25 protein-coding genes are annotated in these 26,362 nt (G+C 71.2%); 10 read left to right on the top strand and 15 right to left on the bottom strand.

The window, feature by feature from the left end; genetic code table 11:
• Positions 1–155 precede the first annotated feature (155 nt).
• Positions 156–905: a GNAT family N-acetyltransferase gene (locus tag FN207_RS06480; RefSeq protein WP_142457513.1), complete on the top strand. Its 750-nt coding sequence runs from the start codon at positions 156–158 to the stop codon at positions 903–905.
• A gap of 77 nt (positions 906–982) precedes the next feature.
• A complete protein-coding gene (locus FN207_RS06485; RefSeq protein WP_185938216.1) occupies positions 983–3,832 on the top strand; it encodes an EAL domain-containing protein in 2,850 nt (949 codons plus the stop codon).
• A 3-nt stretch (positions 3,833–3,835) separates the two neighbouring features.
• On the opposite strand, the gene FN207_RS06490 is transcribed toward FN207_RS06485, so the two are convergent.
• The 7 genes from FN207_RS06490 to FN207_RS06520 form a co-directional block, all read right to left on the bottom strand.
• Complete coding sequence (locus tag FN207_RS06490; RefSeq protein WP_142457515.1) at positions 3,836–4,231, bottom strand: hypothetical protein; 396 nt, start codon at positions 4,229–4,231, stop codon at positions 3,836–3,838.
• Entirely contained in the window at positions 4,228–5,124 is an 897-nt protein-coding gene (mshB, locus tag FN207_RS06495; protein ID WP_142457516.1) for an N-acetyl-1-D-myo-inositol-2-amino-2-deoxy-alpha-D-glucopyranoside deacetylase, read from the bottom strand. The genes FN207_RS06490 and mshB overlap by 4 nt, the downstream gene beginning before the upstream one ends.
• Before the next feature lie 81 nt (positions 5,125–5,205).
• Complete coding sequence (locus tag FN207_RS06500) at positions 5,206–6,345, bottom strand: ABC transporter ATP-binding protein (protein ID WP_246065813.1); 1,140 nt, start codon at positions 6,343–6,345, stop codon at positions 5,206–5,208.
• Positions 6,329–7,390: an ABC transporter ATP-binding protein gene (locus tag FN207_RS06505; protein WP_142457517.1), complete on the bottom strand. Its 1,062-nt coding sequence runs from the start codon at positions 7,388–7,390 to the stop codon at positions 6,329–6,331. Before FN207_RS06505 ends, FN207_RS06500 begins: the two co-directional genes overlap by 17 nt.
• Positions 7,387–8,337, bottom strand: a complete 951-nt coding sequence (locus FN207_RS06510) for an ABC transporter permease (protein WP_142457518.1) — start codon at positions 8,335–8,337, stop codon at positions 7,387–7,389. Before FN207_RS06510 ends, FN207_RS06505 begins: the two co-directional genes overlap by 4 nt.
• On the bottom strand, positions 8,330–9,253 hold the full coding sequence (locus FN207_RS06515) for an ABC transporter permease (protein ID WP_142457519.1): 924 nt from the start codon (positions 9,251–9,253) through the stop codon (positions 8,330–8,332). The genes FN207_RS06510 and FN207_RS06515 overlap by 8 nt, the downstream gene beginning before the upstream one ends.
• Before the next feature lie 143 nt (positions 9,254–9,396).
• Positions 9,397–11,055 carry a peptide ABC transporter substrate-binding protein gene (locus tag FN207_RS06520; protein WP_221888076.1) on the bottom strand — a complete coding sequence of 553 codons (1,659 nt, stop codon included), beginning with the start codon at positions 11,053–11,055 and terminating at the stop codon, positions 9,397–9,399.
• Positions 11,056–11,395: 340 nt separating this feature from the next.
• On the opposite strand from FN207_RS06520, the gene FN207_RS06525 reads away from it, so the two are divergent.
• A complete protein-coding gene (locus tag FN207_RS06525; protein WP_246065814.1) occupies positions 11,396–11,593 on the top strand; it encodes a CsbD family protein in 198 nt (65 codons plus the stop codon).
• Between the two features lie 88 nt (positions 11,594–11,681).
• Here the strand turns inward: FN207_RS06525 and FN207_RS26175 are convergent, their stop codons facing one another.
• Positions 11,682–12,440 (bottom strand): (deoxy)nucleoside triphosphate pyrophosphohydrolase, encoded by a 759-nt coding sequence (locus FN207_RS26175; RefSeq protein WP_185938218.1) that lies wholly within the window; start codon positions 12,438–12,440, stop codon positions 11,682–11,684.
• Between the two features lie 26 nt (positions 12,441–12,466).
• Here FN207_RS26175 and FN207_RS06535 point away from each other — a divergent pair, with 26 nt between their 5' ends.
• The 5 genes from FN207_RS06535 to FN207_RS06555 all read left to right on the top strand — a co-directional run bounded on the left by FN207_RS06535 (position 12,467) and on the right by FN207_RS06555 (position 16,050).
• Positions 12,467–12,946 (top strand): RrF2 family transcriptional regulator, encoded by a 480-nt coding sequence (locus FN207_RS06535; protein WP_425459846.1) that lies wholly within the window; start codon positions 12,467–12,469, stop codon positions 12,944–12,946.
• Positions 12,947–13,171: 225 nt separating this feature from the next.
• Positions 13,172–14,845 (top strand): nitrite/sulfite reductase, encoded by a 1,674-nt coding sequence (locus FN207_RS06540; protein WP_142457521.1) that lies wholly within the window; start codon positions 13,172–13,174, stop codon positions 14,843–14,845.
• A gap of 10 nt (positions 14,846–14,855) precedes the next feature.
• Positions 14,856–15,026, top strand: a complete 171-nt coding sequence (locus tag FN207_RS06545; protein WP_142457522.1) for an Insertion element protein — start codon at positions 14,856–14,858, stop codon at positions 15,024–15,026.
• Positions 15,023–15,748, top strand: a complete 726-nt coding sequence (locus tag FN207_RS06550) for a phosphoadenylyl-sulfate reductase (RefSeq protein WP_246065815.1) — start codon at positions 15,023–15,025, stop codon at positions 15,746–15,748. Before FN207_RS06545 ends, FN207_RS06550 begins: the two co-directional genes overlap by 4 nt.
• An 11-nt stretch (positions 15,749–15,759) precedes the next feature.
• Complete coding sequence (locus tag FN207_RS06555; RefSeq protein WP_142457523.1) at positions 15,760–16,050, top strand: 4a-hydroxytetrahydrobiopterin dehydratase; 291 nt, start codon at positions 15,760–15,762, stop codon at positions 16,048–16,050.
• Here FN207_RS06555 and FN207_RS06560 read toward each other — a convergent pair.
• Entirely contained in the window at positions 16,047–16,439 is a 393-nt protein-coding gene (locus FN207_RS06560; RefSeq protein WP_142457524.1) for a DUF3037 domain-containing protein, read from the bottom strand. The genes FN207_RS06555 and FN207_RS06560 overlap by 4 nt on opposite strands.
• Positions 16,436–17,290, bottom strand: a complete 855-nt coding sequence (locus FN207_RS06565) for a HipA family kinase (RefSeq protein ID WP_142457525.1) — start codon at positions 17,288–17,290, stop codon at positions 16,436–16,438. Before FN207_RS06565 ends, FN207_RS06560 begins: the two co-directional genes overlap by 4 nt.
• Positions 17,291–17,326: 36 nt before the next feature.
• On the opposite strand from FN207_RS06565, the gene FN207_RS06570 reads away from it, so the two are divergent.
• A complete protein-coding gene (locus tag FN207_RS06570; RefSeq protein ID WP_142457526.1) occupies positions 17,327–17,875 on the top strand; it encodes a DUF1990 domain-containing protein in 549 nt (182 codons plus the stop codon).
• A 29-nt stretch (positions 17,876–17,904) separates the two neighbouring features.
• Complete coding sequence (locus tag FN207_RS06575; RefSeq protein WP_185938219.1) at positions 17,905–19,053, top strand: serine hydrolase domain-containing protein; 1,149 nt, start codon at positions 17,905–17,907, stop codon at positions 19,051–19,053.
• 98 nt (positions 19,054–19,151) lie between these two features.
• On the opposite strand, the gene FN207_RS06580 is transcribed toward FN207_RS06575, so the two are convergent.
• From FN207_RS06580 to FN207_RS06600, 5 genes are all read right to left on the bottom strand, one after another.
• On the bottom strand, positions 19,152–21,365 hold the full coding sequence (locus FN207_RS06580) for an amidohydrolase family protein (protein ID WP_142457528.1): 2,214 nt from the start codon (positions 21,363–21,365) through the stop codon (positions 19,152–19,154).
• Positions 21,358–23,592 (bottom strand): P-loop NTPase fold protein, encoded by a 2,235-nt coding sequence (locus FN207_RS06585; protein ID WP_142457529.1) that lies wholly within the window; start codon positions 23,590–23,592, stop codon positions 21,358–21,360. Before FN207_RS06585 ends, FN207_RS06580 begins: the two co-directional genes overlap by 8 nt.
• Positions 23,593–24,305: 713 nt before the next feature.
• Complete coding sequence (locus FN207_RS06590) at positions 24,306–24,650, bottom strand: iron chaperone (protein ID WP_142457530.1); 345 nt, start codon at positions 24,648–24,650, stop codon at positions 24,306–24,308.
• A 54-nt stretch (positions 24,651–24,704) separates the two neighbouring features.
• The gene (locus tag FN207_RS06595) at positions 24,705–25,436 is read right to left on the bottom strand and encodes a hypothetical protein (RefSeq protein ID WP_142457531.1); all 732 of its coding nucleotides are present in this window, start codon (positions 25,434–25,436) and stop codon (positions 24,705–24,707) included.
• Positions 25,433–26,335 (bottom strand): ABC transporter ATP-binding protein, encoded by a 903-nt coding sequence (locus FN207_RS06600; protein ID WP_142457532.1) that lies wholly within the window; start codon positions 26,333–26,335, stop codon positions 25,433–25,435. Before FN207_RS06600 ends, FN207_RS06595 begins: the two co-directional genes overlap by 4 nt.
• Positions 26,336–26,362 lie beyond the last annotated feature (27 nt).

Here is a 26,362-nt window from a genome sequence, read left to right on the forward strand (position 1 = left end):
GTCCTCCCGGGGGACGTGCGGGCAGCGGTCCGGCCGCCCGCCGGACTGCGCGTGTCTGACGTCAGTATGGCCCTGCCGGGCGCGGTGGGACGCGACGGGTGGACCCGGCCGCCCCCGGTCGGGGGAGCCCGGAGCGGACCCCGCAGGATCGGTTCATGGGACAGAGCCGCTCGCCCCTCGGTGTCGCCGACCTGGAACGGCTCGCCGCCCGCGGCTGGCGCGGCGCCGACGAGGAGCCGCTCGGCGGGTGGCTGCTGCGGGCCGGGGGCGGGTTCACCGGCCGGGCGAACACCGTGCTGGTCACCGGCGACCCCGGCCGGCCCCTGCCGGAGGCGGTCGGGGTGGTGGCCGCCTGGTACCGCGACCGCGGCCTGCGGCCCGGTGCCGCCCTGCCCGGCGTCCAGGCACGGACCGCCGACGCGGCCTTCGCCGACGCCGGCTGGACCCGCGACGAGGACGTCCTCGTGCTCACCGCTCCCCTGGTCCCCGGCCCCGGTCCCGCCGTTCCCGTGGAGCTCTCCCCCGGCCCGGACGACGGCTGGCTCGGCGCCTACCGGCACCTGGGCAACGCGCTCCCGGACACGGCGCGCGCCGTCCTGGTCAACGCCCCCGACGCCGTCTTCGCGGCCGTGCGACCCGACCCGGACGCCGCACCGGTCGCCGTCGGGCGCGGCGTGGTCACCGACGACTGGCTGGGCGTCAGCGCGGTCACCGTCGCCGAGGACGCCCGCCGCCGCGGCCTGGCCACCGCGGTGATGGCGGCCCTGACCCGGTGGGGTGCGCAGCGCGGGGCGCGCTGGGTCTACCTGCAGGTGACGGCGTCCAACGCGGCGGCGCGGGCGCTGTACCGGCGGTCGGGCTACGTCGAGCACCACCGCTACCACTACCGGTGGGCACCGGACTGACGGTCGTCCCACCCCGCGCGAGGGGGACGAGTGCTCCACGTCTCAAGGGATCCGGAACGCGGCCGATCACAACCGACGTGACCGATCGGACCTCTCCCCGGGGACCGGTGCCGGTGTGGCCCGTCTCGCCCTTCGACGCCGAGGCCGCGCTGGAGCACCGGCTCTGCTCGCTGCGCCTCGCCCTGGGCGCCGACCGCGTCTCCGTCTGGTTCCACGAGGCCGACACCGACCTCGGCGTGCCGTTCGCCCAGTCCGTCGGCGAGGGCGGCACGCCGCGCAACGCCACCGTGCGCGTCCCGCTCGCCGTCAGCCGGTCGCCCTTCCTGACCACCCTCGTGCGCGACCGCCGGCGGCTGGTCGTGCAGCCCGGCGACCGGGGCCCGGAGGCCACCGAGCTCGCCGCCCTGGGCGTGCACGACGCCGCGGGCACGCCCGTGGTGTGTGGGACCCGCGGCGTCCTCGGCGTCCTGGTCGTGGAGCCCGCCCGCTGCGGCGACGACGTGCGCGTGGAGCGGACCGCGGCCGCGCTGGCGCAGCCGCTGGCCGACGCCTGGGCCCGCCGGGCCGAGCGCCGCCGGCTGGACTCCGCCGAGACCCTGCTGGAGATTGTCGAGGCTGCCACCCAGGCCCCCTCCGTCGACGCCCTGCTCGCCACCGCCTGCCAGCGCCTGGCCGCGCTCGGCGGCGTCGACCGCGCCTGCGTGTTCCTTCTCGAGGACGGCCGGCTCGTGCCGCGCATGGCCCGCTACGCCGACGGCCGCCGCGACCGCGCCACCTGGCGGCGGTTCCGCAGCGCCCCGGCGGCCATGGGCCTGGTCGAGCGGGTGCTGCGCACCGGGGAGCCGGCCTCGGCCGACCGCGGCAGCGAGCTGCTCCCCGACTGGTGGGTCGAGGCGTTCTCGATCGGCTCGCTGCTCGCCGTGCCGCTGGGCCGTGCGCCCGGGGCGGTCGGCGTCCTGACCCTCGACAGCACCGAGCTGCGCCCCTTCTCCGAGGAGGTGCGCCGGCTCGCCTCCGCCGCGGGCGCGCACCTCGGCGGGGTGGTCGAGCAGGCGCGCGCGGCGCAGGCCCGCGCCGACGAGCTCGTCGTCGCCTCCGCCGTCCGCCGGCTGCTGGTCGACGGCGCCGGCGCCACCGGCGTGGCCGAGGCCGCCGAGGTGCTCGCTGCCGCCGTCCAGGGACTGGCCGGGACCGACCGCGGCGCGGCCTACCTCGTCGACGACGAGGGCCGCGTGGACGGGATCCGGCTGGTCGGCTGGTCGCCCGAGGCACGCGACGTGCTCACCGCGCGGGTCGGCGGCCGGCCGGTGGGCGATGTGCCGCTGTGGCGGCGGATCGCCGAGGAGCGCCGTCCCGTCTTCGTCGAGGACGCCGCGGCCTGCGACCTGCTCCCGGCCGACCTCGTCGCCTCCCTCGGCCTGCGCTCCTACGTCACCGTCCCGCTGCTGGCCGGCGGCAAGCTGCTGGGGATGGTCGTCTCCGGCTCGGTGGGCCGCTCGCACCACTGGTCCCCGGCGGTCCGCGAGGCGGTGCACCGCGTGACGCTCGAGGGCGCCCTCGTGGTGGAGAACGCCGCGCTGCGGGCCGTGGAGCAGCTGCGGCTGGCCCAGCTCGCCAGCGAGGCCCACCACGACCCGCTGACCGGGCTGGCCAACCGGCGCCGGTTCACCGAGCTGGTCGAGCGGACGATCTACGCCGAGCCGCACCGCTCGTGCGCCGTCCTGATGATCGACCTCGACCGCTTCAAGGAGATCAACGACAGCTTCGGCCACAGCGTCGGCGACGACCTGCTCTGCCTGGTCGGCCCGCGGCTGGAGCGGGCGCTGGCGCCCGGCGACCTGCTGGCCCGGATGGGCGGTGACGAGTTCGCCGTCCTGCTACCCGACGCCGACGAGGCCCGCGCCCGCGACGTCGCCGAGCGGCTCGGCGGCGCGCTGCGCGAGGCGTTCGTCCTCGACGGCCAGCCGCTGCACGTCGACGCCAGCATCGGCGTCGCCCTGTGCCCGCAGCACGGCCGGGACCGCTCGTTGCTGCTGGCCCGCGCCGACACCGCCATGTACCGCGCCAAGCGCGGCCGGCACGGCGCCCGCGTCTGGACGCCGGAGGGCACCACCGACTCCCGCGACCGGCTGCGCACCCTCGAGGAGCTGCGCGCGGCGCTCGACACCGAGGAGCTGGTCCCCCACCACCAGCCCAAGCTCGACCTGCGCACCGGCCGGGTGACCGGCGTCGAGGCGCTGGTGCGGTGGGAGCACCCCACCCGCGGGCTGCTGACCCCCGACGTGTTCCTGCCGCTGGCCGAGCAGGCCGGCCTGATGCGCCGCCTCACGCTGCGGGTGCTCGAGCGCTCGCTGCTCGACGTCCGCGCCTGGCGCGACGCCGGGCACGACCTGTCGCTGGCGGTGAACCTGTCGGTGTCGAACCTGCAGGACCTCGCGCTGCCCGACCAGGTGGCTCTGCTGCTGGAGACCCGCGGCGTGCCGGCGGAGGCGCTGGTCCTGGAGATCACCGAGGACGTCCTCATGGCCGACGCCGCGCGCAGCCAGCAGGTGCTGGCCGACCTGCGCCGGCTGGGCGTGCGGCTGTCGGTGGACGACTACGGGACCGGCTACTCCTCGCTGACCTACCTGCGGGCGCTCCCGGTCGACGAGCTCAAGCTCGACCGCAGCTTCGTCACCTCGCTGACCCGGGACCCGCGGGCCGCGGCGATCGTGCGCAGCACCCGGCAGCTGGCCCGTGACCTGGGGATGACCTTCGTCGTCGAGGGCGTGGAGGACGCCGCGACGCTGGAGGCGGTGCGCCGGATGGGCTGCGACGTCGCGCAGGGCTGGCACGTCGCCCGCCCCATGCCGGCGGAGCGGTTCCCCGCCTGGCTGGCCGGCGCCGCGGTGCGCGGCGCGGTGCCGCGGCAGCGCACCCCGGGCTGAGGGTCACGTCCGCGGGACGACCGGCCCGCGGGGTGTGGCGAGCACCCGGCCGACGGCGACCGCCGCGGCCAGCACGCCCAGGCCGAGGAAGGCGAGGGTGACCGCCCCGAGCCCGCCCCCGCCGACGGCGACCAGGTCCCCCTCGGGCCGGCGCATCGTGGCGCCCACCGCCACCACCAGCCAGACGACGGCCGGCAGCACCGCGACGGCGCGCGAGCCGGTGAGCCGCAGCGCGCCGACGACGAGCAGGTAGTTGCCGACGACGGCGACCAGCACCGACAGCGGCACGAGGACGCCGGCCACCCGCAGCGGCAGCCAGAACACCTCGACCAGCGCCAGCCAGCCGGCGGCGAGCACCGCCCCGAGGGCGCCGAGGACCAGCCGGAGCGGCCCGCTCACGCGTCCAGACCGGCGAAGAGGTCGTCCTCCCAGCCGTGCGGCGCGTCGCCGGCCGGCCCGCGCTCCCCGCGCACCAGCCGGTAGTGCTCGATGCCCAGCACCTCCTGGCCGAAGTTGTTCGACAGCGCGAAGAACGGCCCGTCGACGGTGATCTGGGTGGCGTGCGCGCGCATGGCGGCGTCCTTGCGGCCGGCGTACGGGCGGCCGTCGACGGCGGCGGTCACCAGCTCGTCGGGGACGGCGAAGGGGATCTCGTCGATCTCGCCGAGCTGCTCGAACGGCGAGGCCTCCCCCAGCCACGCCATCGCCTCGGCGCCCTCCCGCAGCACCGAGCGCGGCGTGCAGCACCAGTAGACCTTGACGACGTCCCAGGCCTCCCCCAGCTCCGGGCGCCAGGCGGGGTCGGCGGCGCGCTCGACGGCGGCCATCGCGACCCGGTGGGCCTGGATGTGGTCGGGGTGGCCGTAGCCGCCGTTCTCGTCGTAGGTGACCACGACCTGCGGCCGGACCTCGCGGACGACGGCGACCGCGTGGCCCACCGCCTCGTCGAGGTCGGCGTTCCAGAAGGCGCGCGGCTTGCCGTTGGCCGGCGTCCCCATCATCCCGGAGTCGCGGTAGCGGCCCGGGCCGCCGAGGAACCGCCAGTCGGTCACGCCGAGCGCCTCCATGGCCGCCCGGAGCTCCGCGATGCGGTAGCCGCCGAGCTGGTCGGCCTGGTCGGGTGCCAGCTGCGCCAGCTCGGGGACGAGGACCTCGCCCTCCTCGCCCAGGGTGCAGGTGAGCAGCGTGACCTGCGCCCCCTCGGCGGCGTATCGGGCCATCGTGGCGCCGTTGTTGATCGTCTCGTCGTCGGGGTGGGCGTGCACGAGCAGCAGGCGGCGGTCGGCGGTCACGGGAAGGCAGTGTCCCACCGCGACCGGGAACGCCGACGGAGCGGTGACCGTCCGAGGACGGTCACCGCTCCGTCGACCGGATCACTCGGCGTCGACCGGGACGACCGTGCGGGCCTCGGCGAAGTGGCAGGCCGAGGGGTGGCCCTGCCCGCGGTCGACCAGCGCCGGCGGGTCGGTGGCGCAGACGTCCTGCGCCTTCCAGCAGCGGGTGCGGAACCGGCAGCCCGAGGGCGGGTCGGCCGGGCTGGGCACGTCGCCCTGCAGCAGGATGCGGTCCTTCTGCCCCCGCAGGTGCGGCTCGTGCAGCGGCACCGACGACAGCAGCGCCTGGGTGTAGGGGTGCGACGGCGCGGAGTAGACCTCCTCCGCGGTGCCCTCCTCGACGATGCTGCCCAGGTACATGACCGCGACCCGGTCGGAGATGTGCCGCACCACCGACAGGTCGTGGGCGATGAACAGGTAGGACAGCCCGAGCTCGTCCTGCAGGTCCTCGAGCAGGTTGACCACCTGGGCCTGCACCGAGACGTCGAGCGCCGAGACCGGCTCGTCGCAGACGATGACCTCCGGCTGCAGCGCCAGGGCCCGGGCGATGCCGATGCGCTGCCGCTGGCCGCCGGAGAACTGGTGCGGGTAGCGGTTGACGTAGTCGGGGTTGAGGCCGACGCGGTCGAGCAGCTCCTGGGTGCGCTTGAGCCGGCCCTTCTTCGGGGCGACGTCGGAGTGCACCGACCAGCCCTCGGCGACGATGTCGCCGACGGTCATGCGCGGGTTCAGCGACGCGTAGGGGTCCTGGAAGATGATCTGCACCTCGCGCCGGTACTCCTTGAGCGCGCGGCCGCCCATGCGAGCGACGTCCTTGCCCTTGAAGAAGATCGACCCGGCGGTCGGCCGCTCGAGCGCCACGATCAGCTTCGACACCGTCGACTTGCCGCAGCCGGACTCGCCGACCAGGCCGACGGTCTCGCCGCGGCGCAGGGTGAGGTCGACGCCGTCGACGGCGCGCACGTGGCCGACGGTGCGCTTGAAGACGATGCCCTGGGTCAGCGGGAAGTGCTTCTGCAGCCCGCGGACCTCCAGCAGTGCCTCCCCCATCTCGCCCCGGGAGCCGGTCGCCGCTCCGCCGGACGTCAGCTTGGTCAGGGACGAGTGCACGTGGTCGCCCGGGACGGCCGCCGGCAGGGACGACGCCGCGGTGGCGCCGTGCTCACTGGGCTCGGACACCCAGCACCTCCTCGCTGTAGTGGCACGCCGCCTCGCGGCCCGGGACGACCAGCCGCAGCGGCGGGACGTCGGTCGAGCACTCGCGGCCGGGCGCGGCCTCCGCGCCCAGCCGGCGCCGCGAGCAGCGCGGGTGGAACGGGCAGCCGCTGGGGATGCGGGCCAGGTTCGGCGGCTGGCCGACAATCGGCTGCAGCCGTCCGCCCTTGGCCTCGACCTGCGGCACCGAGCTCATGAGGCCGTCGGTGTAGGGGTGGGCCGGGCGGGTGAAGACGTCGTCGACGGTGCCCCGCTCGACGATCTCGCCGGCGTACATGACCGCCACGTTGTCGGCGACCTCGTTGACCACGCCGAGGTCGTGGGTGATGAGGATCAGCCCCATCCCCGTCTCTGCCTGCAGGTCCTTGAGCAGGTCCATGACCTGCGCCTGCACGGTGACGTCGAGGGCGGTGGTGGGCTCGTCGGCGATGAGGATCCGCGGGTCCAGCGCGATGGCCATGGCGATCATGACGCGCTGGCGCATGCCGCCGGAGAACTGGTGCGGGAAGTCGTCGACGCGGCGCGCGGCGGCCGGGATGCGCACCCGGTCCATGAGCTCGATGGCCCGCTTGCGGGCGTCCTTCTTGCTCATCCCCCGGTGGGCCCGGAACATCTCGCCGATCTGGAAACCCACGCTGTAGACGGGGTTCAGCGACGACAGCGCGTCCTGGAAGATCATCGAGATGCCGGGGCCGCGGACCTTGCGCTGCTCCTCCTCCGGCTGGGTGAGCAGGTCCGTGCCCTCGAACCAGATCCCGCCGCCGGTGATGACCGCCGGAGGACTGTCGAGGATCCCCATGATGGCCTGTGCCGAGACCGACTTGCCTGATCCGGACTCCCCGAGGATGGCGAGGGTCTCGCCTTGCGTGAGGCTGTAGCTCACACCGTTGACCGCGTGCACGACGCCTGATCGGGTCCGGAACTCGACGTGCAGGTCGTCGACCTCGAGGACGGGCCTCCCGTCGGCCGGAACGGGAGCGGTCGCCTTGGACAGGTCGGGTCGGGTCATGCGCGCTGCCTCGGGTCCAGGGCGTCACGCAGAGCGTCGCCCATCATGATGAAGGCCATCACGGTCAGGGTCAGGATGATGCTGGGGAACAACACCAGGTGCGGCGAGGTGCGCAGCAGCGACTGACCGGCGCTGATCTGCAGGCCCCAGGAGATCGCCGGCCGCTGCAGGCCCACCCCCAGGTAGGTCAGCGTGGCCTCGGCAGCGATCAGCACCCCGATCGTGATGGTCGTGTAGACGAGCACCGGCGCCACCGCGTTGGGCAGGATGTGCCGGATGAGGATGCGCCCGTTGGACGCCCCCATCGCCCGGGCCGCTGCGACGTAGTCCGAGGACTTCACGGCGATCACCTGCGAACGCACGAGCCGCATCGCCGTCATCCAGCCGAAGATGGCGAGCGCGACCGCCACCGCGGCGACGCCTCGGCCGAGGAAACCGCTGCGGAGGACGACGATCGCACCCAGGATGAACGGCACCGCGTAGAAGATGTCCGTCAACCGGGAGAGCAGGCTGTCGAGCAGCCCTCCGTAGAAGCCCGTGACCGCCCCGACGAGGAGACCGAGCACGAGGATCACCAACACGGCCAGCAGGCCGATGATGAGGGAGTTGCGCGCACCGTAGACGACGTTGGCCAGGTAGTCACAGCCCTGCTGGTCGAACCCGAACCAGTGCTCGGCCGACGGCTTCTGCTGGCTGTTCGACAGGTTGCACGCCCGGGGGTCGGCGCCGCGCGCGAACACCTGCGGGACGATGGCCATCAGGAGGAACACCAGGCCCAGGACGGCGCCGATCCAGAACAGCGGGTTGCGCTTGAGGTGTCCCCAGGCGTCGCTCCACAGGCTGTTCTGCCGCTCCTTGGTGACGTCGACCGACGGACTGGCCAGGCCGGTCGTCGTTCCTGCCTCGACCTCGTCGTGGAGCAGGTCGGCCTGCTGCTGATCAGTCATAGCGGATCCTCGGGTCGAGGACGGCGTACAGGACGTCGACCACCAGGTTGAAGAAGACGAAGAAGAAGACGAGCAGCGTCACGATCCCGACGACGACCGCTCCCTCCTGGGCACGGACCGAGTCGAAGATGGCTCGGCCGACGCCCGGCAGGTTGAAGACGGACTCGGTCACGATCGCGCCACCCATCAGCGTGCCGATGTCGGCTCCGATGAAGGTGACCACCGGGATGAGGCTGTTGCGCAAGGTGTGACGGAGGATGACCGTTCGCCTGGGGAGGCCCTTGGCCCGCGCCGTCCGGACGTAGTCAGCACGCATGTTCTCGGCAACGCTCGTCCGCGTCAGACGGGCGACGTAGGCCAGAGAACCCGCGGCGAGCACCAGGCCGGGCAGCAGGTAGCTGTACCACCCCTCGTTGATGCCCGAGACGGGGAACCAGCCGAACTGGAGACCCAGGACGTACTGGCCCACGAAGGCGAGTACCAGGATCGGGACCGACACCACGATGGTGCTCGAGACGAGCACCAGGTTGTCCAGGAAGCCGTTGCGGCGGATGCCGGCCAGGACGCCAGCGACGATGCCGATGACGGTCTCGATCAGGATCGCGACCACGGTCAGCTTGATGGTGACCGGGAGGCGCTGGCTGATCGTGTCGAGCACCTCACGCCCACGGAAGTCCGTGCCAAGGTCGCCCTGGATCAGGTCACCGAGGTACTTGACGTACTGGACGACCAGCGGGTCGTTCAGGTTGAACTCTTCGCGCAGCTGGGCGACGACCGCCGGCGACAGCGGCCGATCTCCGCCGAGCGCACGGATGGGGTCACCCGGAAGCGCGTACACCATCGCGAAGATCAAGAAAGACGCGCCGAGCAAGACCGGGATGGTGAGAAGCAGGCGGCGCGCGACGTAGCGGCCCATGTCCCCCCTCGAGTCGACGTGGCACCACGCGGGGTGGCGACACGTGGTTCATCGTGCCCCTGGCGAGGAGCACGCGCGCCGCCGGGGGCGACCGTCCTGTCCGGACGGCGCCCCCGGCGGGTCGTGCGGGTCCTGCGAGAGGGTCAGCCGACGACCGTGACCTCAGCGGCCTCGATGCGGCCGAACGCGTTGATGATCACGTTGTCGACCCGCTCCGAGTGGGCACCCTGGTTGAGGCGGTACCACAGCGGGGCCTCCGGCATGTCGCGGACGAGGAGGTCCTCCGCCGCCTGGTAGGCGGCGATGGCGTCCTCGTCGTCCGCAGCCGCGTTGCCCTGCTGCAGCAGAGCGTCGAACTCGGGGTTGCTGTAGAAGCTCGTGTTCGACCCGGCAGGCGCCAGCGCGGCGGTGGAGTAGATCGGGCCGAGGAAGTTCTCGGCGACCGGGTAGTCCATGATCCAGCCGTCTCGGAACGGGCCGGTCATGCCCTTCGCGTCGCGCAGCGGCAGGTACTCGGAGAAGTCGAGGTTGCCCTGGAGGACGTACTCGATGCCGAGGTTCTCCCGCAGCTGGTTGCCGATGGCCTCCATCCACGCGTCGTGACCTGCACCCGCGTTGAACCACAGGTCCACCGGCTGGCTGCGGTCGAAGCCGGCCTCGTCAAGCAGTCGGTTGGCCTCGTCGACGTCGAGCTCGCAGGCGTCGCAGGCGTCGTCGCGGTGACCCGGGACGACCGGGCTGATGAACGACGTCGCCGGGGTGCGCGTACCGCTGAAGATCGCCTCGGTGATCGCCTCACGGTCGATCGCCATCGAGAAGGCGCGGCGCACGTTGGGGTCGGCGAACCGCGCGTCGTAGGTCGGGAAGCCGAGGGAGGTGATGTCGCCCTGCTCCGTCTCGATGTAGCGGTCACCGAACTCGGACTCGGCCGAGGCGATGGCGTCCGGCGGCAGGGTGTCGACGATGTCGAGGTTGCCGCCCTGGAGGTCGGTGTACGCGGTGTCCAGCTCGGCGTAGACGACGTAGTCGACCGAGTCCGCGTTGGCGGGCTGATCGCCGCCGTAGTCGTCGTACCGGGTCAGGGTGATGCCCTGGCCGGGCACGAAGGCCTCCTCGGCCTGGAACGGACCGTTGCCGACCGGCTGCTCACCGAAGCCCGCGGGGTCCTCAAAGAAGGACGGGGGCAGCGGGTAGAAGGCCGTGTAGCCGGTGGTGGTCGGCCACTGCGCGTACGGGCTGCTGAGCTGGACGGTGAAGGTCAGGTCATCGACGACCTGCAGGCCGCTCATCGCGTTGGCCGCCGGCTCGCCGGTCGGGTTGCCGTCCGCGTCCGTCGGCGCCTGCAGTTCGTCGTAGCCGACGATGTTCGAGAAGAAGTAGCTGTTCCCCTGGGCGTTGGGGCTGTACGCCGTGTAGTTCCACGCGTCGACGAACGACTGCGCGTTGACCGGGCTGCCGTCGTGGAAGGTCCAACCGTCCTTCAGCGTGACCGTCCAGGTGGTCGCGTCATCGGACTCGATCGACTCGGCGACACCGGTGAAGGCGGCCGCATTGGTCTCGGTGTCGTACTCGATCAGGCCCGTCCACAGTGAGTCGACGACCTGGCCACCCTCGGTCTCGCTCGTGTTCCCCGGGATCAGCGGGTTCTCCGGCTCACCGATGTAGATGCTGAAGGAACCACCCTCGCCGCCACCGGAGCCCTCACCGGACCCGCTGTCGTCGCTGCCCCCACAGGCGGACAGCAGCAGCGCACCGGACAGGCCGGCCGCCAGGAGCGCCGACCGGCGCTTGCTCAACTTCACGTGCGATGCCTCCCTCGTCCCGCGTCTGCGGGGGGATCGGACAGGTCTGCGTGCCGGGCCACTGCGCACCCGGGCGCACTGGCCGGGAACCGGCGCCCTCCGGGTGAACTCCACGGAACGGATCCGGAACGCCGTGGCGACCCTAGGCACGCCTGACGGAGACCGTCCACGTCCGCAACCGATTTGTGACCGAGGCTCACGAGTGCCGCCGTCGTCCCACAACAGCGACGGTCGACGGAGCCACGCACCGCATGAGTTGCGGTCCGCAGTCGTCCACCCCGGAGGACTTCCGCCACTCGGGCGACCCGGGTGTAACGACCCTACGCCCGGGTAACCGACGGTGAGCACCGAGGGAGAGGAGCTCACCATGAGCGGCATCGACAAGCTCAAGAACAAGGCCCAGGAAGTCACGGGCGAGGGCAAGGAGCGCGTCGGCGAGGCCACGGGTGACCGCGACCTGCAGGCCGAGGGCGCCAACGACAAGGCCGCCGGCAACCTCAAGCAGGCCGGCGAGAAGGTCAAGGACGTCTTCAAGTAGGCCGTCCCCGCACCTCACCAGAGGCGCCGTCCCCGACCGGGAACGGCGCCTCTGGCGCGTTCAGGGGGCGACGTTCACGACGCGAGGTTCAGGAGGCGAGGACCGCCCGCACGGCGGGCAGCAACGGGCGGTCGGCGGCGATCCAGTCGAGCTCCTCGAGGTCGGCGGCGCACGCCCACCGCAGCTCCCGGTGCTCGCGGGCCACCGGCTCGCCGTCGGCCAGCCGCACTGACCACACGCGCAGGGTCGAGCTCCCCGGCACCCCGCCGGCCACGGAGCCGTCCAGCAGCACCTCGCCGAGGAAGTCCTGCGGCACGACGACGACCCCGAGTTCCTCGGCGCACTCGCGCGCCAGGGCGGCGAGGTGGTCCTCCCCCGGCTCGACCTTGCCGCCGGGGAACTCCCACAGGCCGGCCAGCGGCCCGGACCCGCGCTGGGCGACCAGCACCCGGTCCCCCCGGACGACGGCGGCGCCCACCACCTGGACGACGTCGAGGGCGCGCACCGCGGCCGCGGCGGCGTAGCCGTCGAGGTGCCGGTGCATGGCGCGGCGGACCCTCCGGCGCAGGACCGCCCGGTCGGCGAGGCGGCCGAGGACGCCCGGCAGCCCGGTCTCCCAGGCCACCTCCTCCTCGACGACGGTGCCGGCGCCGGTGGCGGTGAACCGCCGCTCGTGGGTGAGCCGGCGCAGGCCGCGACGGGGGCCGGCGGCGTAGAGGTCGCGCACCGGGCGGACCGACTCGACCTCCTGCAGCGGGAACGGCCAGGGCCGGCCGAGGGCCCGTGCGACGTCGAACGCCACGGTCAGCGGCGCCGCCACGACGGTGGTGAAGCGCAACCGGTACACACCGTCACCCTCGCAGACCAGGCAGGATGGCCCCCGTGCGCATCACAGCCCGGGTCGACTACGCCGTCCGCGCGGCCGTGGAGCTGGCCGCGGCGGCGCCGGGTGCCCTGACCTGCGACCGCATCGCCACCAACCAGGGCCTGCCCTCACGCTTCCTGCAGGGGATCCTCGGCGACCTGCAGCACGCCCGGCTGGTCACCAGCCAGCGCGGCCGGGAGGGCGGCTACCGCCTGGCGCTGCCGCCGTCGGAGATCTCGATCGCCCGGGTCATGCGGGTGGAGCAGGGCTTCCTGGCCGAGGTGCACGGCCAGCGCCCCGAGGACGTGAGCTACCCCGGCGCCGCGGAGGAGCTGGCCAGCGTGTGGGTCGCCGCGCGCGCCGCGTACCGGCGGGTGCTCGAGGAGGTCACCCTCGCCGACGTCGTCGCCGGGAAGCTGCCGGGGCACGTCGCCGAGCTCGCCGCCGTCGAGAGCGCGTGGCGCTCCTTCGGCGACGAGCCCGCCTGAGCGCGCACCGGCTCTCGCCCCGCGTGTGAGACCATCGGGGGCGTGACGGATCGCGGCAGTCTGCTCGTCGCGCGTCTGCACATCGACCTCGCCCTGGTCAGCAGCGCCGCCTGTCGCGCCGCGCGCTGACCACCAGTCCTCCCTGCGGCCCCCGGCCGCGAACCGACCTGGCAGCGCCTCCGCGCGGGTGCAGACCGGCGCGGCCGGCGCAGAGAGAAGTGCACCGTGTCCGCTCCTCCGCGTACGAGCAACCGGCCCCAGCGGGGCCAGGGCCAGTGGGCGCTCGGCTACCGGGAGCCGCTGAACCCCAACGAGCGGATGAAGAAGGACTCCGACGGGCTCGAGGTCCGTCAGCGCATCCTCGACATCTACTCCAAGACCGGCTTCGACGGCATCGACCCCGGTGACCTGCGCGGGCGCATGCGCTGGATGGGCCTCTACACCCAGCGCGCCCAGGGCATCCCCGGCGGCAAGACCGCCGTGCTGGAGCCCGAGGAGCTCGAGGACTCCTACTTCATGATGCGGGCCCGCATCGACGGCGGGCAGCTGACCAGCGACGCGCTCCGGGTCCTCGGCGGCATCAGCACCGAGTTCGGCCGCGACGTCGCCGACGTCACCGACCGGCAGAACGTGCAGTACCACTGGATCCGCATCGAGGACGTGCCCGAGATCTGGCGGCGGCTGGAGTCGGTGGGCCTGAGCACGATGGAGGCCTGCGGCGACGTGCCGCGCGTCATGCTCGGCTGCCCGCTCGCCGGCATCCTCGAGGACGAGGTCATCGACGCCACCGACGTCATCAGCGAGACCGTCGCCAAGTACGTCGGCAACCCCGAGTTCAGCAACCTGCCGCGCAAGTGGAAGACGTCGATGTCCGGCTGCGTCGACCACTGCACCGAGCCCGAGATCGACGACGTCTCGTTCGTCGGCGTGGTGAACGAGGCGGGCGAGGCCGGCTACGACCTGTGGGTCGGCGGCGGCCTGTCCACCAACCCGATGTTCGCCCAGCGGATCGGCGTGTTCGTCCGGCCCGACCAGGTCACCGACGTGTGGGCCGCCTGCACCTCGATCTTCCGGGACTACGGCTACCGCCGGCAGCGCAACCGCGCCCGGATCAAGTTCCTCATGGCCGACTGGGGCCCGGAGAAGTTCCGCCAGGTGCTGCAGGACGAGTACGTGAAGGAGGCGCTGCCCGACGGCCCGGCGCCCGCGCCGGCGAAGCACGACCAGCGCGACCACGTCGGCGTCTCGAGGCAGAAGGACGGCCACAACGCCGTCGGCTTCGCGCTGCGCACCGGCCGGATCAGCGGCTCGCTGCTCACCACGATCGCCGACCTCGCCGACCGCTACGGGCAGGGCCGCATCCGGACGACGACGCAGCAGAAGCTGGTCATCCTCGACGTGCCCGACGAGCAGGTCGAGGAGCTGGTCGAGGCCCTCGCCGAGCACGACCTGCAGGTGCGGCCGAGCGCCTTCCGCCGCGGGACCATGGCCTGCACGGGCCTGGAGTTCTGCAAGCTGGCGATCGTCGAGACCAAGCAGCACGCGCAGGACCTCTACGCGGAGCTGGAGAAGCGGCTCCCGGACTTCGACACGCCCATCGGGATCAACGTCAACGGCTGCCCGAACAGCTGCGCCCGGTTCCAGACCGCCGACATCGGCTTCAAGGGCTCGATGGTCCGCGACGACAACGGCGAGATGGTCGAGGGCTTCCAGGTGCACCTCGGCGGGCACCTCGGCGTGGAGGCCACCTTCGGCCGCAAGTTCCGTGGCCACAAGGTGACCAAGGCCGAGACCGCCGACTACTGCGAGCGGCTGCTGCGCGGCTTCCTCGAGCGGCGCACCCCCGGCGAGTCCTTCGCCCACTACGTCTCCCGCGCCGAGGAGGCCTGGTTGCTGTGACGGTGCTCCTGTGACCGAGGAGGAGCCGGCGCCGTCGGGAAGGCAGCGCCAGCTTCCCGTGTTCCACTGCCCGTACTGCGGCGACGAGGACCTGACCCCGCACGACGAGGGCGGGTGGCGCTGCGGTGCCTGTCTGCGGGCCTTCTCGGTCCGCCTGATCGCGACGGGGGTGCAGGAGTGACGGCTGCAGGAACGGCCAGGGCCATCCAGGCGACGCCGGAGCTCGCCGCCGACGCCGACGCCCGGTTCGAGGGCATCGCCGACCCGGTCGAGCAGGCCCTCGCCGTGCTGCGCTGGGCCGGGGAGACGTTCGGCGACGACTTCGCCGTCACCTCCTCGATGGCCGACGGGCTGCTCGCGCACCTGGCCTCCCGCGCGGTGCCCGGCGTGCACGTGGTCTTCCTCGACACCGGCTACCACTTCGCCGAGACGATCGGCACGCGGGACTGGATCAGCAGCGTCCTGCCCATCACGCTGATGAACGTGACACCGCCGCGGACGGTCGCCGAGCAGGACGCCGAGCACGGCCCGGCGCTGCACGACCGCGACCCGGACCTGTGCTGCTCGCTGCGCAAGGTGCAGCCGCTGGCCGCCGCGCTGGCCGGCTACACCGCGTGGGGCTCGGGCGTGCGCCGCGACGAGGCGGCCACCCGCGCCGGCACGCGGGTCGTCGACTGGGACGCCAAGCGCGGGATGGTCAAGGTCAACCCGCTGGCGGCCTGGACGCAGGACGACGTCGACGCCTACATCGCCGAGCACCAGGTGCCGGTCAACCCGCTGCAGGAGATCGGGTACGCCTCGATCGGCTGCGCCCCGTGCACCCGTCCGGTCGCGCCGGGCGAGGACCCGCGCGCGGGCCGCTGGGCCGGCCGCGGCAAGACCGAGTGCGGCCTGCACGTCTAGGAGTGCCTGACGTGCCCCGGCCCCCGCGCCTGTCCCCCGACGAGGTCACGGCGGGCCTGCGCGCCCTGCCGCAGTGGTCCGGGGACGTCACCGGCCTGCACCGGACGGTCGAGCTGTCCTCGTTCCGCGCCGCGGTGGCGGGCATCGTGGCGATCGCCGACGTCGCCGAGGAGATGGACCACCACCCCGACGTCGACCTGCGCTGGCGGACGCTGCACCTGACGCTGGTCAGCCACTCCGCGGGCGGCGTGAGCGCCCTCGACCTCGAGCTCGCCCGCCGGATCGACGAGCTGCTCCCCTAGTCCGAGACGGGCAGGACCAGCAGGCGCAGCAGGCGGTCGGCCTCGGCGTCGGGGTCCTCGGTGAGGCCGGTGTGCACCGGGCCGGGCTGCACGACCGTGCTGCGGGGCGCGGTGAGCCAGCGGAAGCGCGAGCCGAGCGCCTCCCGCCCGGCGGCGCCGGCCGCGGGGTCGGCGGCGCAGACGTCGGCGGCGGCCTGCAGCGCCCGCCCGATGGCGGCGGGGTCGGCCGTCGGGTCCAGCGCGCGCAGCCGGTCGACGTCGAGGTGCACGCGGCTGCCCAGGTAGTCGCGCTGGCGGCAGTAGACGAGGACGCCGGCGTTGAGCGCCTCGCCCCGCTCCACCCGCGGCACCACCCGCAGGACGGCGTACTCGAAGGTCTCCCGGCTCACCGCTGCCGCACCCCCTCGGGCGGGGGCGGGCCGAGCCACGCCGGCCGGTTCTCCCCGCGCGGCGCCCGGCGGCGGCCTCCCCCGGCGGCGGCCGCGGCCACCACGCCGGGCAGCCAGGCGTCGCGGGCGGCGAGGCGGGCCAGCAGTTGCGCGACGTAGCGCTCGCGGACGGCGGCCGGCGGCTCGTCGGGCTCGGGGCCCTCCAGCCAGTCGTCGGGCACCTGCGCCAGCACCCGCTCCAGCAGCGCCCGGCTGACCCGCGGCGCGAGGTCGGCGTCGGCGGCCCGCAGGTCGGGCGCGCACTCGAGGAGGGCGTGCTGCGCGGCGTCGTAGGGCCGCGCGACGGCGGCCGGCGCGCCCGGCCAGTGGTGGTGGAACGTCAGCGCGGCGCCGTGGTCGATGAGCTGGAGCCGGCCGTGCCAGAACAGCATGTTGGGGTTGCGCCAGGACCGGTCGACGTTGCCCACGAGCGCGTCGAACCACAGCACCCGCCCGGCCAGCTCGGGCTCGACCTCGCCCACGCCGGCCTCGAAGTCCAGCGCACCGGGCAGGTAGTCCAGCCCGAGGTTGCGCCCGGCCGAGCGCTGCAGCAGCTCCTGCACCTCCGGGTCGGGCTCGCCGACGGCCAGCTCCGGGACGACGTCGACGGTGACCAGCGCGGGCACCGGCAGCGCCAGCGCCCGGGCCAGCTCGCCGCACACCACCTCGGCCACCAGCACCCGCACGCCCTGCCCGGCCGCCCGCCACTTGACCACGTAGGTCCCGAGGTCGTCGGCCTCCATGAGCCCGGGCAGCGAGCCGCCCTCGCGCAGCGGGGTGACGTAGCGGGTGGCGGTGACGGCGGGCAACACAGTGCCGGACAACCTACGCCGGTCCAGACTGGGCCCATGGGCCTGTTCCGGGTCGTGTCGCCCGAGGGCCTGCGCGACGTGCCGCTCACCTACGCCGAGGTCGGCGCCACGCGCGCCGCCGAGCTCCCGGCCAGCTACCTGCCCGGCGAGTGGACCGAGGTGGTCGGCACCGGGCGGGAGACGTTCGAGCGGGTCTCGGCGGCGATCTTCGCCTGGACACCGCAGCGCAGCACGGGCCTGCGTGTCCGCGCCACCGGCTCCCCGGGTGAGGTCGGCACGGTCGTCGTCCTCACCGCCGGGCTGCCGAAGCTGGGCTACGACATCCCGTGCCGCGTCGTGTGGGCGTCCACGACCGGTGACGAGCGCGGCTTCGCCTACGGCACGCTGCCCGGCCACCCGGAGAGCGGCGAGGAGTGCTTCACCGTGCGGCTCACCGACGGCGGCGACGTCGTCGTCACCATCCGGGTGTTCTCCCGGCTGGCCACGCCGGCCGCCCGCGCCCTGCCCCCGGTGAGCCGGGCCGTGCAGGGCCTGGCGACCCGCCGCTACCTGTCCGCGCTGCGCCGGGCCGCCCGCGACCGATGAGCGCGGGCTCCCGCGCCGGTCGACAGGACATGGGACTGGCCGAGGAGATCGAGCAGGTGGTGGCCGACGCGGTGGCGGCCGGGGCGGTGCCGGGCGCCGCGTGGCTGGTGCGGCGCGACGGCGAGGTGGCCCGGGGCGCGGCGGGCACGCACACCCCGGGCGGCGGGGACCCGGTGCGGCCCGACACCGTCTTCCGCCTCTCCTCGGTGACCAAGCCCGTGGTGGCCACGGCCGCGCTGACCCTCGTCGACGACGGCACGCTGACCCTCGACGAACCGGTGGACCGGCTGCTGCCCGAACTGGCCGGCCGCGTGGTGCTGGCCGACCCCGCCGACGCCGGCGCCGGGACCGTTCCCGCACGGCGGCCGATCACCGTCCGCGACGTCCTCACCTTCCGGCTGGGGCTCGGCATCGACTTCACCGCGCCGTGGCCCACGCCGACCGTGGCCGCGCTGGGCGAGACCGGGCTGCCGGCCGGGCCGCCGCAGCCGCAGGCCGCTCCTCCGCCCGATGAGTGGCTGCGCCGGGTGGCCGGCGTGCCGCTGGCGTACCAGCCCGGCGAGCGCTGGCTCTACCACGTGGGCGCGAGCGTGCTCGGCGTCCTCGTGGCCCGCGCCGCCGGCCGGCCCCTGCCCGACGTGCTCGCCGAGCGGGTGCTCACCCCGCTCGGGATGACCGATACCGGCTTCGGCGTGCCCGCAGCCGCGCGCGACCGCCTCGGGCCGCACTGGACGCCGCCGGGCGACGACGGCTCCCGCGAGCTCTACGACGCCGCCGACGGCCAGTGGGCCGCCCCGCCGGCCTTCCCCGACGGCGGTGACGGGCTGGTGTCCACCGTTGACGACCTCGCCGTCCTCGCGCGGGTGCTGCTGGCCGGTGGCGAGCCGGTGCTCCACGAGGACACGGTGGCGGCGATGCTCACCGAGCAGGCCGGCCCGGTCGACGACGAGGGCGGCGGGTGGGGCCTGGGCCTGGGCGTCCGCCGCACCGACGAGCCCGGCGGGCGGCACGCCTGGTCCTTCGGCTGGGACGGCGGCCTGGGCAGCACCTGGTGGACCGACCCGGTCACCGGCACCACCGCGGTGCTGCTCACCAACCAGATGTGGTCCTCCCCCGCGCCTCCGGAGGTGTTCGACGCCTTCCGTGAGGTGGCGTTCCGCTCGGCCACCTTCGCTTAACCGCCGCGGATCCCGATGCCACCGAATTGGCAGGACGCACGCCGAGACCTAAGCACGGACTTGGGCCCCAGATCGATCGCCGCCTGCCCCCCACTCGCTCAACCGGACAATGCGCGGTAGGCCATGTGGCTCTTCGCGACTCCGCCAGCGCAATGTTTCACCGAGTCGCGAGCCACCTGTTCTACGCGGTTACGGCGGCCCAGCATTAACATTGACGCATATTCGCTGATGATGTTGACCCCAAAGATCAATGGGTCGTCAGTGCTCACCGTGACCGCCAAGCCCTCGTCGAGCCAATCCCAGAGTGGGTGCTCCCCCATACTGGAGAGTCCACTCAGTCGAAGATTTGATGTGGGACAGGCCTCGATCACCACCCCCAGCGCCTTCATCTCATCCAGCACGGCCGCTCGAGCATCAGGATAGGCGTTTCGGTGCAAGTCGCTAATTGCGGTGGAGAGGTCCACATCAATCGGTGCAGACCAATCAACGTCAACTCGAGCTGCGGTACCCATTGCAAGTGAGACAAGGGCAGCGTCCATCAAGTCATCACTCGAACGCCACTCAAGGATCTCCGCGTTGGTCGGCACAACGAACGAGCCATCAACTTCCAAAACCAATCCGACCCTCCGTAACTCCTCAAAGTTGAATAGAGCCTGATACGCCTCAACCCAAGTCTCAGGACCGATGCTACGGCCACCATTCACCGTCTCAACGGCACGGTAAAGAAGAGAACGAACTTCATTCGACCGCTCGGGCAAGCGCTGAGCTAGCCAGCAAAGATCCATCACGGCAGCCAGGCGCGGCCACCCTTCGTTGACAGGCAATGCGACTTGCGATGCCATCCGCGGCGAAAGCGCGAGGGCGTGGCCGATACGAGCGGCCGCCACTGGACCACTCACGGCTTCATCGATACTACGGAGGCCGTTCAACCCAGTATAGAAGGCTTCACCCGCATGCACGGTTAGCGGGAAGTCCAAGCCGGCCTCACGTAGGACGGACGCTGCAATGACGTACGGCCAGTTCTCGGACATCAATTCGTCCCCTACAACATCGAGAGCGGTAACAAGAGTCCTCAATTCGGCGGGCCGGGTCGAGGAAACCTCCCGCAACGCACCTACCAGCACCATCGCCGATCGCAACTCGGCAATGGGCGAGTAAGAATCTTCCAGCTGGTAGAGGCGACGGGTAAAGCAAACCGGCATGGAGAGAGCCGCCACCCTCCCCTCGCGATGAAGAAAGGCGCTGAACGCTCGCGAGTGATACTTGAGACTGTCAGCGAGCTTGCTGCGAGCAGCAGCCCGCGTACGGGCAGCCACCGTCTTCCGGAATTCCGCCCCGACCACCTCACGACTTATGAGGACGTTGGACAGAGCCTCGGACATAAGCCTGTCCTTGAGACTCGCGTCCGAGCCGTCGGAGAATATTGCGTCACGCAAGTCCCCGACCCTCTCAAAGCGCTCCGCGAAGGCGCTCAGCCCTTCGCCGGGATCAGATTCGACGGCACACGAGAAAAGCCAAAGCATTCGAACCAGGTCGCAAAGCCAAGCTGACGCATGGGGCAAGTCCGGATCCTGAGCACAAGACCACAGCAGTTCGCTCAGCGAAGGACATACTCCCAGATCCGAGTAGGTAGTCTCCCGCATCTCCCCCAGCAGAATCTGCTCAATGGGGTCGTTAGTAAGCATTTCCTTACGCACCGACGCCCAGAAGGTTCCCTCTTCAATATGACGCAAGAGTAGCGGCGTCTCACTGAGATACGCCGCAAGTCGACCCGTCTCCGCCTCCCAGAGAAGACGCACAGACCACCGCAGTGCATCTATCACGTGAAGCAATCGGAACTCCGCGCCGCGATTGGAGATCACAAGATCTTTGAGTGCCGCAGTGTCCCGACGCCAAGGACGCTCCGCCAGTCCCCGCAACAGGGCCTCCAGATTGATTGATGCACCTGAATGCAAGTGAGCATCTGCCACACGAAGCTCTAGTTTCGGTACAGAAACCTCGGATTGATTGGCGAGGAGTCGATGCACGGAGTGCCAAGAAACCGAACCGCTCACTGGAGCGGTGCGCAGAAGGTTCAACGGATTTTCAGATGACTCCAAGATGACATGCCGTACATCCGAGTTAAGTCCGGGACGGCCAATTGTGGGCGCCTGACGTCTCAACGCTGTGCCTATTGCGTTGGCATTACCCTCGGTCCATCCAAGTCCGAAGTCGTTGACCTGAGTTCCAGCCCCAAGGGCTGCCACATCGCCAAATACTAGATTGACTAGCGCCGCTCGGACATTATGGCGAATCTCGTCAGGCTCACTCACCGGCACTCAGCTGACGCAAGACTTCGAGACCACGTTCGAGCAGCGCTCGGCCTCTTTCGGATTCTTCCTTCGCGAACCGATTTCGAGAGGAAGGATTTGACTCAACCGTCAACGGGAATACAACCGCTTCTGCGGCTTGGTCTGTCACGAGCAGTCTCTGCCATTCAGGCCAGACCGCCGCTAAACGATCGGCATAACGCGAGCCCAGTTCGCGTGCTACTGGATAAAGTCCTCCCAACCAAGTGGGGGCTGCACCCCTGTCAGGGTCGAGTGCCGGTCGAATTGCGCGGTCAAAGAACTCCAACTGCTGGTCTCCACTGCGAATGGAAGCGGCCCGCATATCTGATGCGGCTCCCAGGGTCGCTCGATGCCTTCGGGCTCGCATCACGGCCAATTGTTCCGATACAAATGCCGTGTGCCAATGCAAGGGCACAAAGTTTTCAAACCAGACGCAATAGGCATCGTCACGTGATGCGCTCGAGTCGACGGCGTCTCGGTACTGGCGGCTCGCCATTTCGTACAATTCGTCGTATCGTTGTTTATCGAAGCTCGACCGGCTAAGGCGATTCAATCCCCTTCGGAAGGCCATGCCGAGAGCCAGATGAGCCCGCGCTATAGTGTCGATGTCCGCAGCATCAATCTGCAGGTCTACCATCGAGTTCCACAGGTCTGCTAGTAAACAGATGTCACTGAATGTAAAGCCCGGTGGCGCAAGAAAGAAGCTACTGCTGGCCGACTGCCCGGCGAGCCGCGTCGTCTGCAGAAAGCGCCAATCATCCTCGCCGAGATACGAAAGGTACGGCTGATCCCGTCTAGGCGTGACGGCAAGTGCGAGTTCCTGGAGCGCCAGGAAAGCAGATAGGGCTTCCTGAGCAAGTCTCGTACGATCGCGGTCGTCAACCCTGACGTCGGCATAGATGCCCGTCAACCTCGCCATTTGGACAGAGGTGGCAGGAGCGCCCGCCTGTTCTAGTGGCCGCTGTCGAGCCACAATAAGTGAAACCGCGGCGCGTGTAGTGAGGTGAGCTTGAAGAAGGGAATCCTCACCCCCACTAGTCGCCTCTTCGACCAACTCCACCGTTTCGCGATCCGTCGCCAAAAGTGCACCGAGGTCATCCAGCAACGGGCGTTCGACCAGGCGAATTATCCGTTGCATTAACGTCAGAGCTACTTGAGTTCGGCTTCCCGCTATACGGGCTCCGGGACTAAGCGTCTCCCAGAGTTGCACAAGAGATCGGGGATTATTGGGTAGCGGAGACGTAAGGCCCCGCATGTAGCGAGGGGCGCGAAGCCATTGTTCAAAATGCAGCTGACTTCCCGTGAGCTGTCCCAGTGCATCGGAGAAGTCCTGCAATAGTGCAGCGAGACTGTCGCGCTCGCCAGCGGGACGGAAGGCTGCGCGTTCATATACTGAGAGTGGGCGAAGGTCAAAACGGTACTTGTAGGGAAAGACCTTATCGAGCTCTTTCTCGATCTGCCTAGACAGCGTGCCGGCGGGGAGCCAATCGTATCTCTGCCTCCGCTTGGCCAGGAGTTCCAGTTGTAGGTCAGCCATGCTGAAACAAGCCACAGGTACGACGCCAGGAATGGAGGCCAGCGTTCTGATGTCGGCCAGGATGGTCGTTATAAGCTCTGGCGCCAAGTCTGGATCGTCGATCGGAACGATTACAAGCCTCACGGGGGCGTCCGGCGGTTTCACCACTTCGCTCATGAGTGCGTGCAGCTCGTCGGAGAGAGCCACTGAGGAACGGGCGACGGATAACGCATCCTCGGCGTAGTCGACGGGGCTGGCACTCGTTTCCAGTGCACGCTCGGGCGTTCTGCTCATTGCGTAGGTTCTCGCCGCCCGAGCGATTGCTGTAAGCGTCTCAACACTGACTTGCTGCTGCCCAGCCGATAAGGAGCGCTGCAGGGATGCCAGGAAGGACGAAAGTACCGTATCCCGAGACCCGAAGAGCTCTGGTCGCATCGCTGGCAGGACGAGGTAGTCATCGGCTCGATCCGCCAATGCGGCGCACGCTGCGGAAAGTAGGGTTGTCTTACCTGTTCCCCGATCGCCATTGATGGCAACGGCCGTCACTGGCGGCACCGCCACAATGCGTGGGCTCTCTGCAAGGGTTGCTCGGACGTCGTCCAAAGTCATGAGGAGTGAGTCGAGGCTTCCAAGCAAGTTCTCCGGTATGGCCACTTCAGACTTGCCCGGTCGAAGGGGCATCCACTGAGACATGATTTAAATGCTTTCGTTGGGGCTGATCGTCTTCTCTGATCGGCTAGCCGCTCTCAGCACATCCGCCACACTTCGCAGGTTCTTATTCACGATGGCTGCAGTGTCCGGGACCTCAAGTGAAAGAATGCTATTCATCTGGGAGTAGTCGTCCTCGATGGCAGCTTCGTGCAACTTGTCCAGGGCTCCGCTTGTCAAGCGCTTGGAAAGGTCCTCACCGACTCGGGCAGTTAGCACGCGCATCACCTCGGACCAGAGGATCTCGGCCTGGCTGGGAGTCAGTTCCTGATAGCCCCAACCAGCCAGAAGGTGCGGGCCTAATCTCGGTCGCCTCGGGGGGGAAGTGGTCATCGGGCTTCCTAACGCGAGCTGTCGACGTGGCGGTCGCGCATGCTGTCAGCAGAATAGCTTTGCTGCTTGGTGGGCGCTTGGTTTGCATCCTGGAGGAGGGCGGGCATTGCTGGTGGTGTCGGTCGACGCAACTGGTCCGTAGTGGGCGGGAACCTCTGTAGGTGCTGGTGATGTGAATCTCAGCTTCACGTTATGCCAGATGCAGCCGGTGCTTCTGCTTGATGCGATTAGGAGCAATTGAGGGCCAGTGACCGTCTTGGCCGGCCTCCCCGACATCGGCGACGGCCTGGTGTCCACTGTCGACGACCTCGCCAGTCTGTGGCATGTTGCCTGGCGTCGCTTCCCGCGGCCCCTTTCGGACCCCGCTAGCGCCGGGCGGCGACCGCCGCGGCCACCCGCTCGACGAGGTCGGCGGGCACGGGGCGGCGGTAGGGCAGGTGGACCGCGTCCTTGCCCGAGCGGTGCGGCGCGACCTCGGCCTCCAGCTCGCCGTCGAACACCGGCACGGGGTAGAGCGCGGCGTGCCGCTTCCAGGCGGCGTAGTGCAGGCCGTAGCGACTGCCGAGCACCGCCGCCGGCATGCCGTAGCGGATCGTCTCGGTGGCGCCGGGCATGCCGCGCAGGACGGCCGCGCGCACCTGCTCGAGCGCCATCCGCGCCTCCTCGGGCAGGGCGGCGAGGTACTCCTCGACGGTGGTAGGTGCGGTCATCGCGGGCTCCTCGGGTCGGCGCCCCGAGATGCTGCCCGGTCCGGACGGCGGGGGCTAGACGTCGCGGCGCTCGAGCAGGCCGGCACCGAGCGCGCACGCGACGACCGCCCAGGTCAGGGCCACCCCGAGCCCGACCGGCCAGCTCGTCGGGACGGCGAGGAAGGCGTCCTCCCCCACCCGCAGCGCCGGCAGCGCCTGCGACAGCCGCGAGGCGGTCTCCCCGCCGGCCAGGGCGAGCGCCGGCGGGCCGACGAACACCAGCGCGAGCCCCAGCCCGACGGCGTCGGCGGTCGAGCGCAGCACCGCGCCGAGCCCGGCACCGAGCACCGTGACCAGCGCGGCCCCGGCCACCTGCAGGCCGGCGGCGCGCAGGACGGCGGGGTCGCCGGCCGACACGCCCCCGGGCACCGCCACGAGCGTCCGGGCGGCCAGGACGCACGCCGCCGCCAGCAGCGCGGTGAGCAGCGCCGCCCAGACCGTGACGACCGCCGTCTTCGCCGCCAGCAGCCGCGTGCGCCGGGGCACGGCGGCCAGCGACGCCAGCGCCATCGGGCCGCCCAGGTCCCCGGTCACCGCGAGCACGCCGAGGACGACGAGCACCACCTGGCCGAAGGCGAAGCCGATCAGCGCCACCCCGACGGCGGCCCCGGCGTCCGGCGCCGACGACGTCGTGGCAGCGGCCAGCCAGCCGAACGCGGCCACCACGAGCAGGTAGACGGCGCTGCACCACCAGGTCGAGCGCAGCGTCCGCAGCTTCGTCCACTCGCTGCGCAGCACCCCGCTCACGCCACGCCCGCCCGGTACTCGACGTCGTCGCCGGTCAGCTCCAGGTAGGCGGCCTCCAGGGAGGCGACCACCGGGCTCAGCTCGTGCACCGGCACCCCGGCGGCGAAGGCGACGTCACCCACCGCGGCCGGGTCGAGCCCCTCGACCCGCAGCGCGCCGTCGGCCTCCAGGGACACCCCGGCCCCCGCGCGGTGCAGCGCGGCGCCCAGCAGCGGCAGCTGCGGGCTGCGCACCCGCACCGAGGCGTGCCGGCCGAGCAGGTCGGCCATCGCGACGTCGGCGAGGAGCCGGCCGCGGCCGAGCACGACCAGGTGGTCGGCGGTGTCCTCCATCTCGCTCATCAGGTGGCTCGACACCAGCACGGTGCGGCCCTCGGCGGCCAGCTCGCGCAGCAGCTCGCGCACCCACCGGATGCCCTCGGGGTCCAGGCCGTTGACCGGCTCGTCGAGCAGCAGCACCTCGGGGTCGCCGAGCAGCGCCGCGGCGATGCCCAGCCGCTGCGCCATGCCGAGGGAGAAGCCGCGGACCCGCTCGTGCGCCACCGCGCCCAGCCCCACCAGGTCGACCACCTCGTCGACCCGGTACGCGGGCAGCCGGTTGCTCTGCGCCAGCGCGGTGAGGTGGGCGTGCGCGGTGCGGCCGGGGTGGCGCGCCCGCGGGTCGACCAGCGCCCCGACCCGCCGCATCGGGACGTCGAGGTCGCGGTAGGGCACGCCGAGCACCGTCGCCGTCCCGGCGGTGGGCCGGGTCAGCCCCAGCACGCAGCGCATCGTCGTCGTCTTGCCCGAGCCGTTGGGGCCGAGGAAGCCGGTCACCCGGCCCGGGTGGACGGTGAAGGAGACGTCGTCGACGGCGACCCGCGTCCGGTAGTGCTTGGTCAGCCCGTCGACCTCGATCACGCCGACAGTGTGGCGACCGCGGGCGCC

The sequence above is a fragment of the Geodermatophilus aquaeductus genome (assembly GCF_900182545.1).
GTDB classification, from domain to species: domain Bacteria; phylum Actinomycetota; class Actinomycetes; order Mycobacteriales; family Geodermatophilaceae; genus Geodermatophilus; species Geodermatophilus aquaeductus.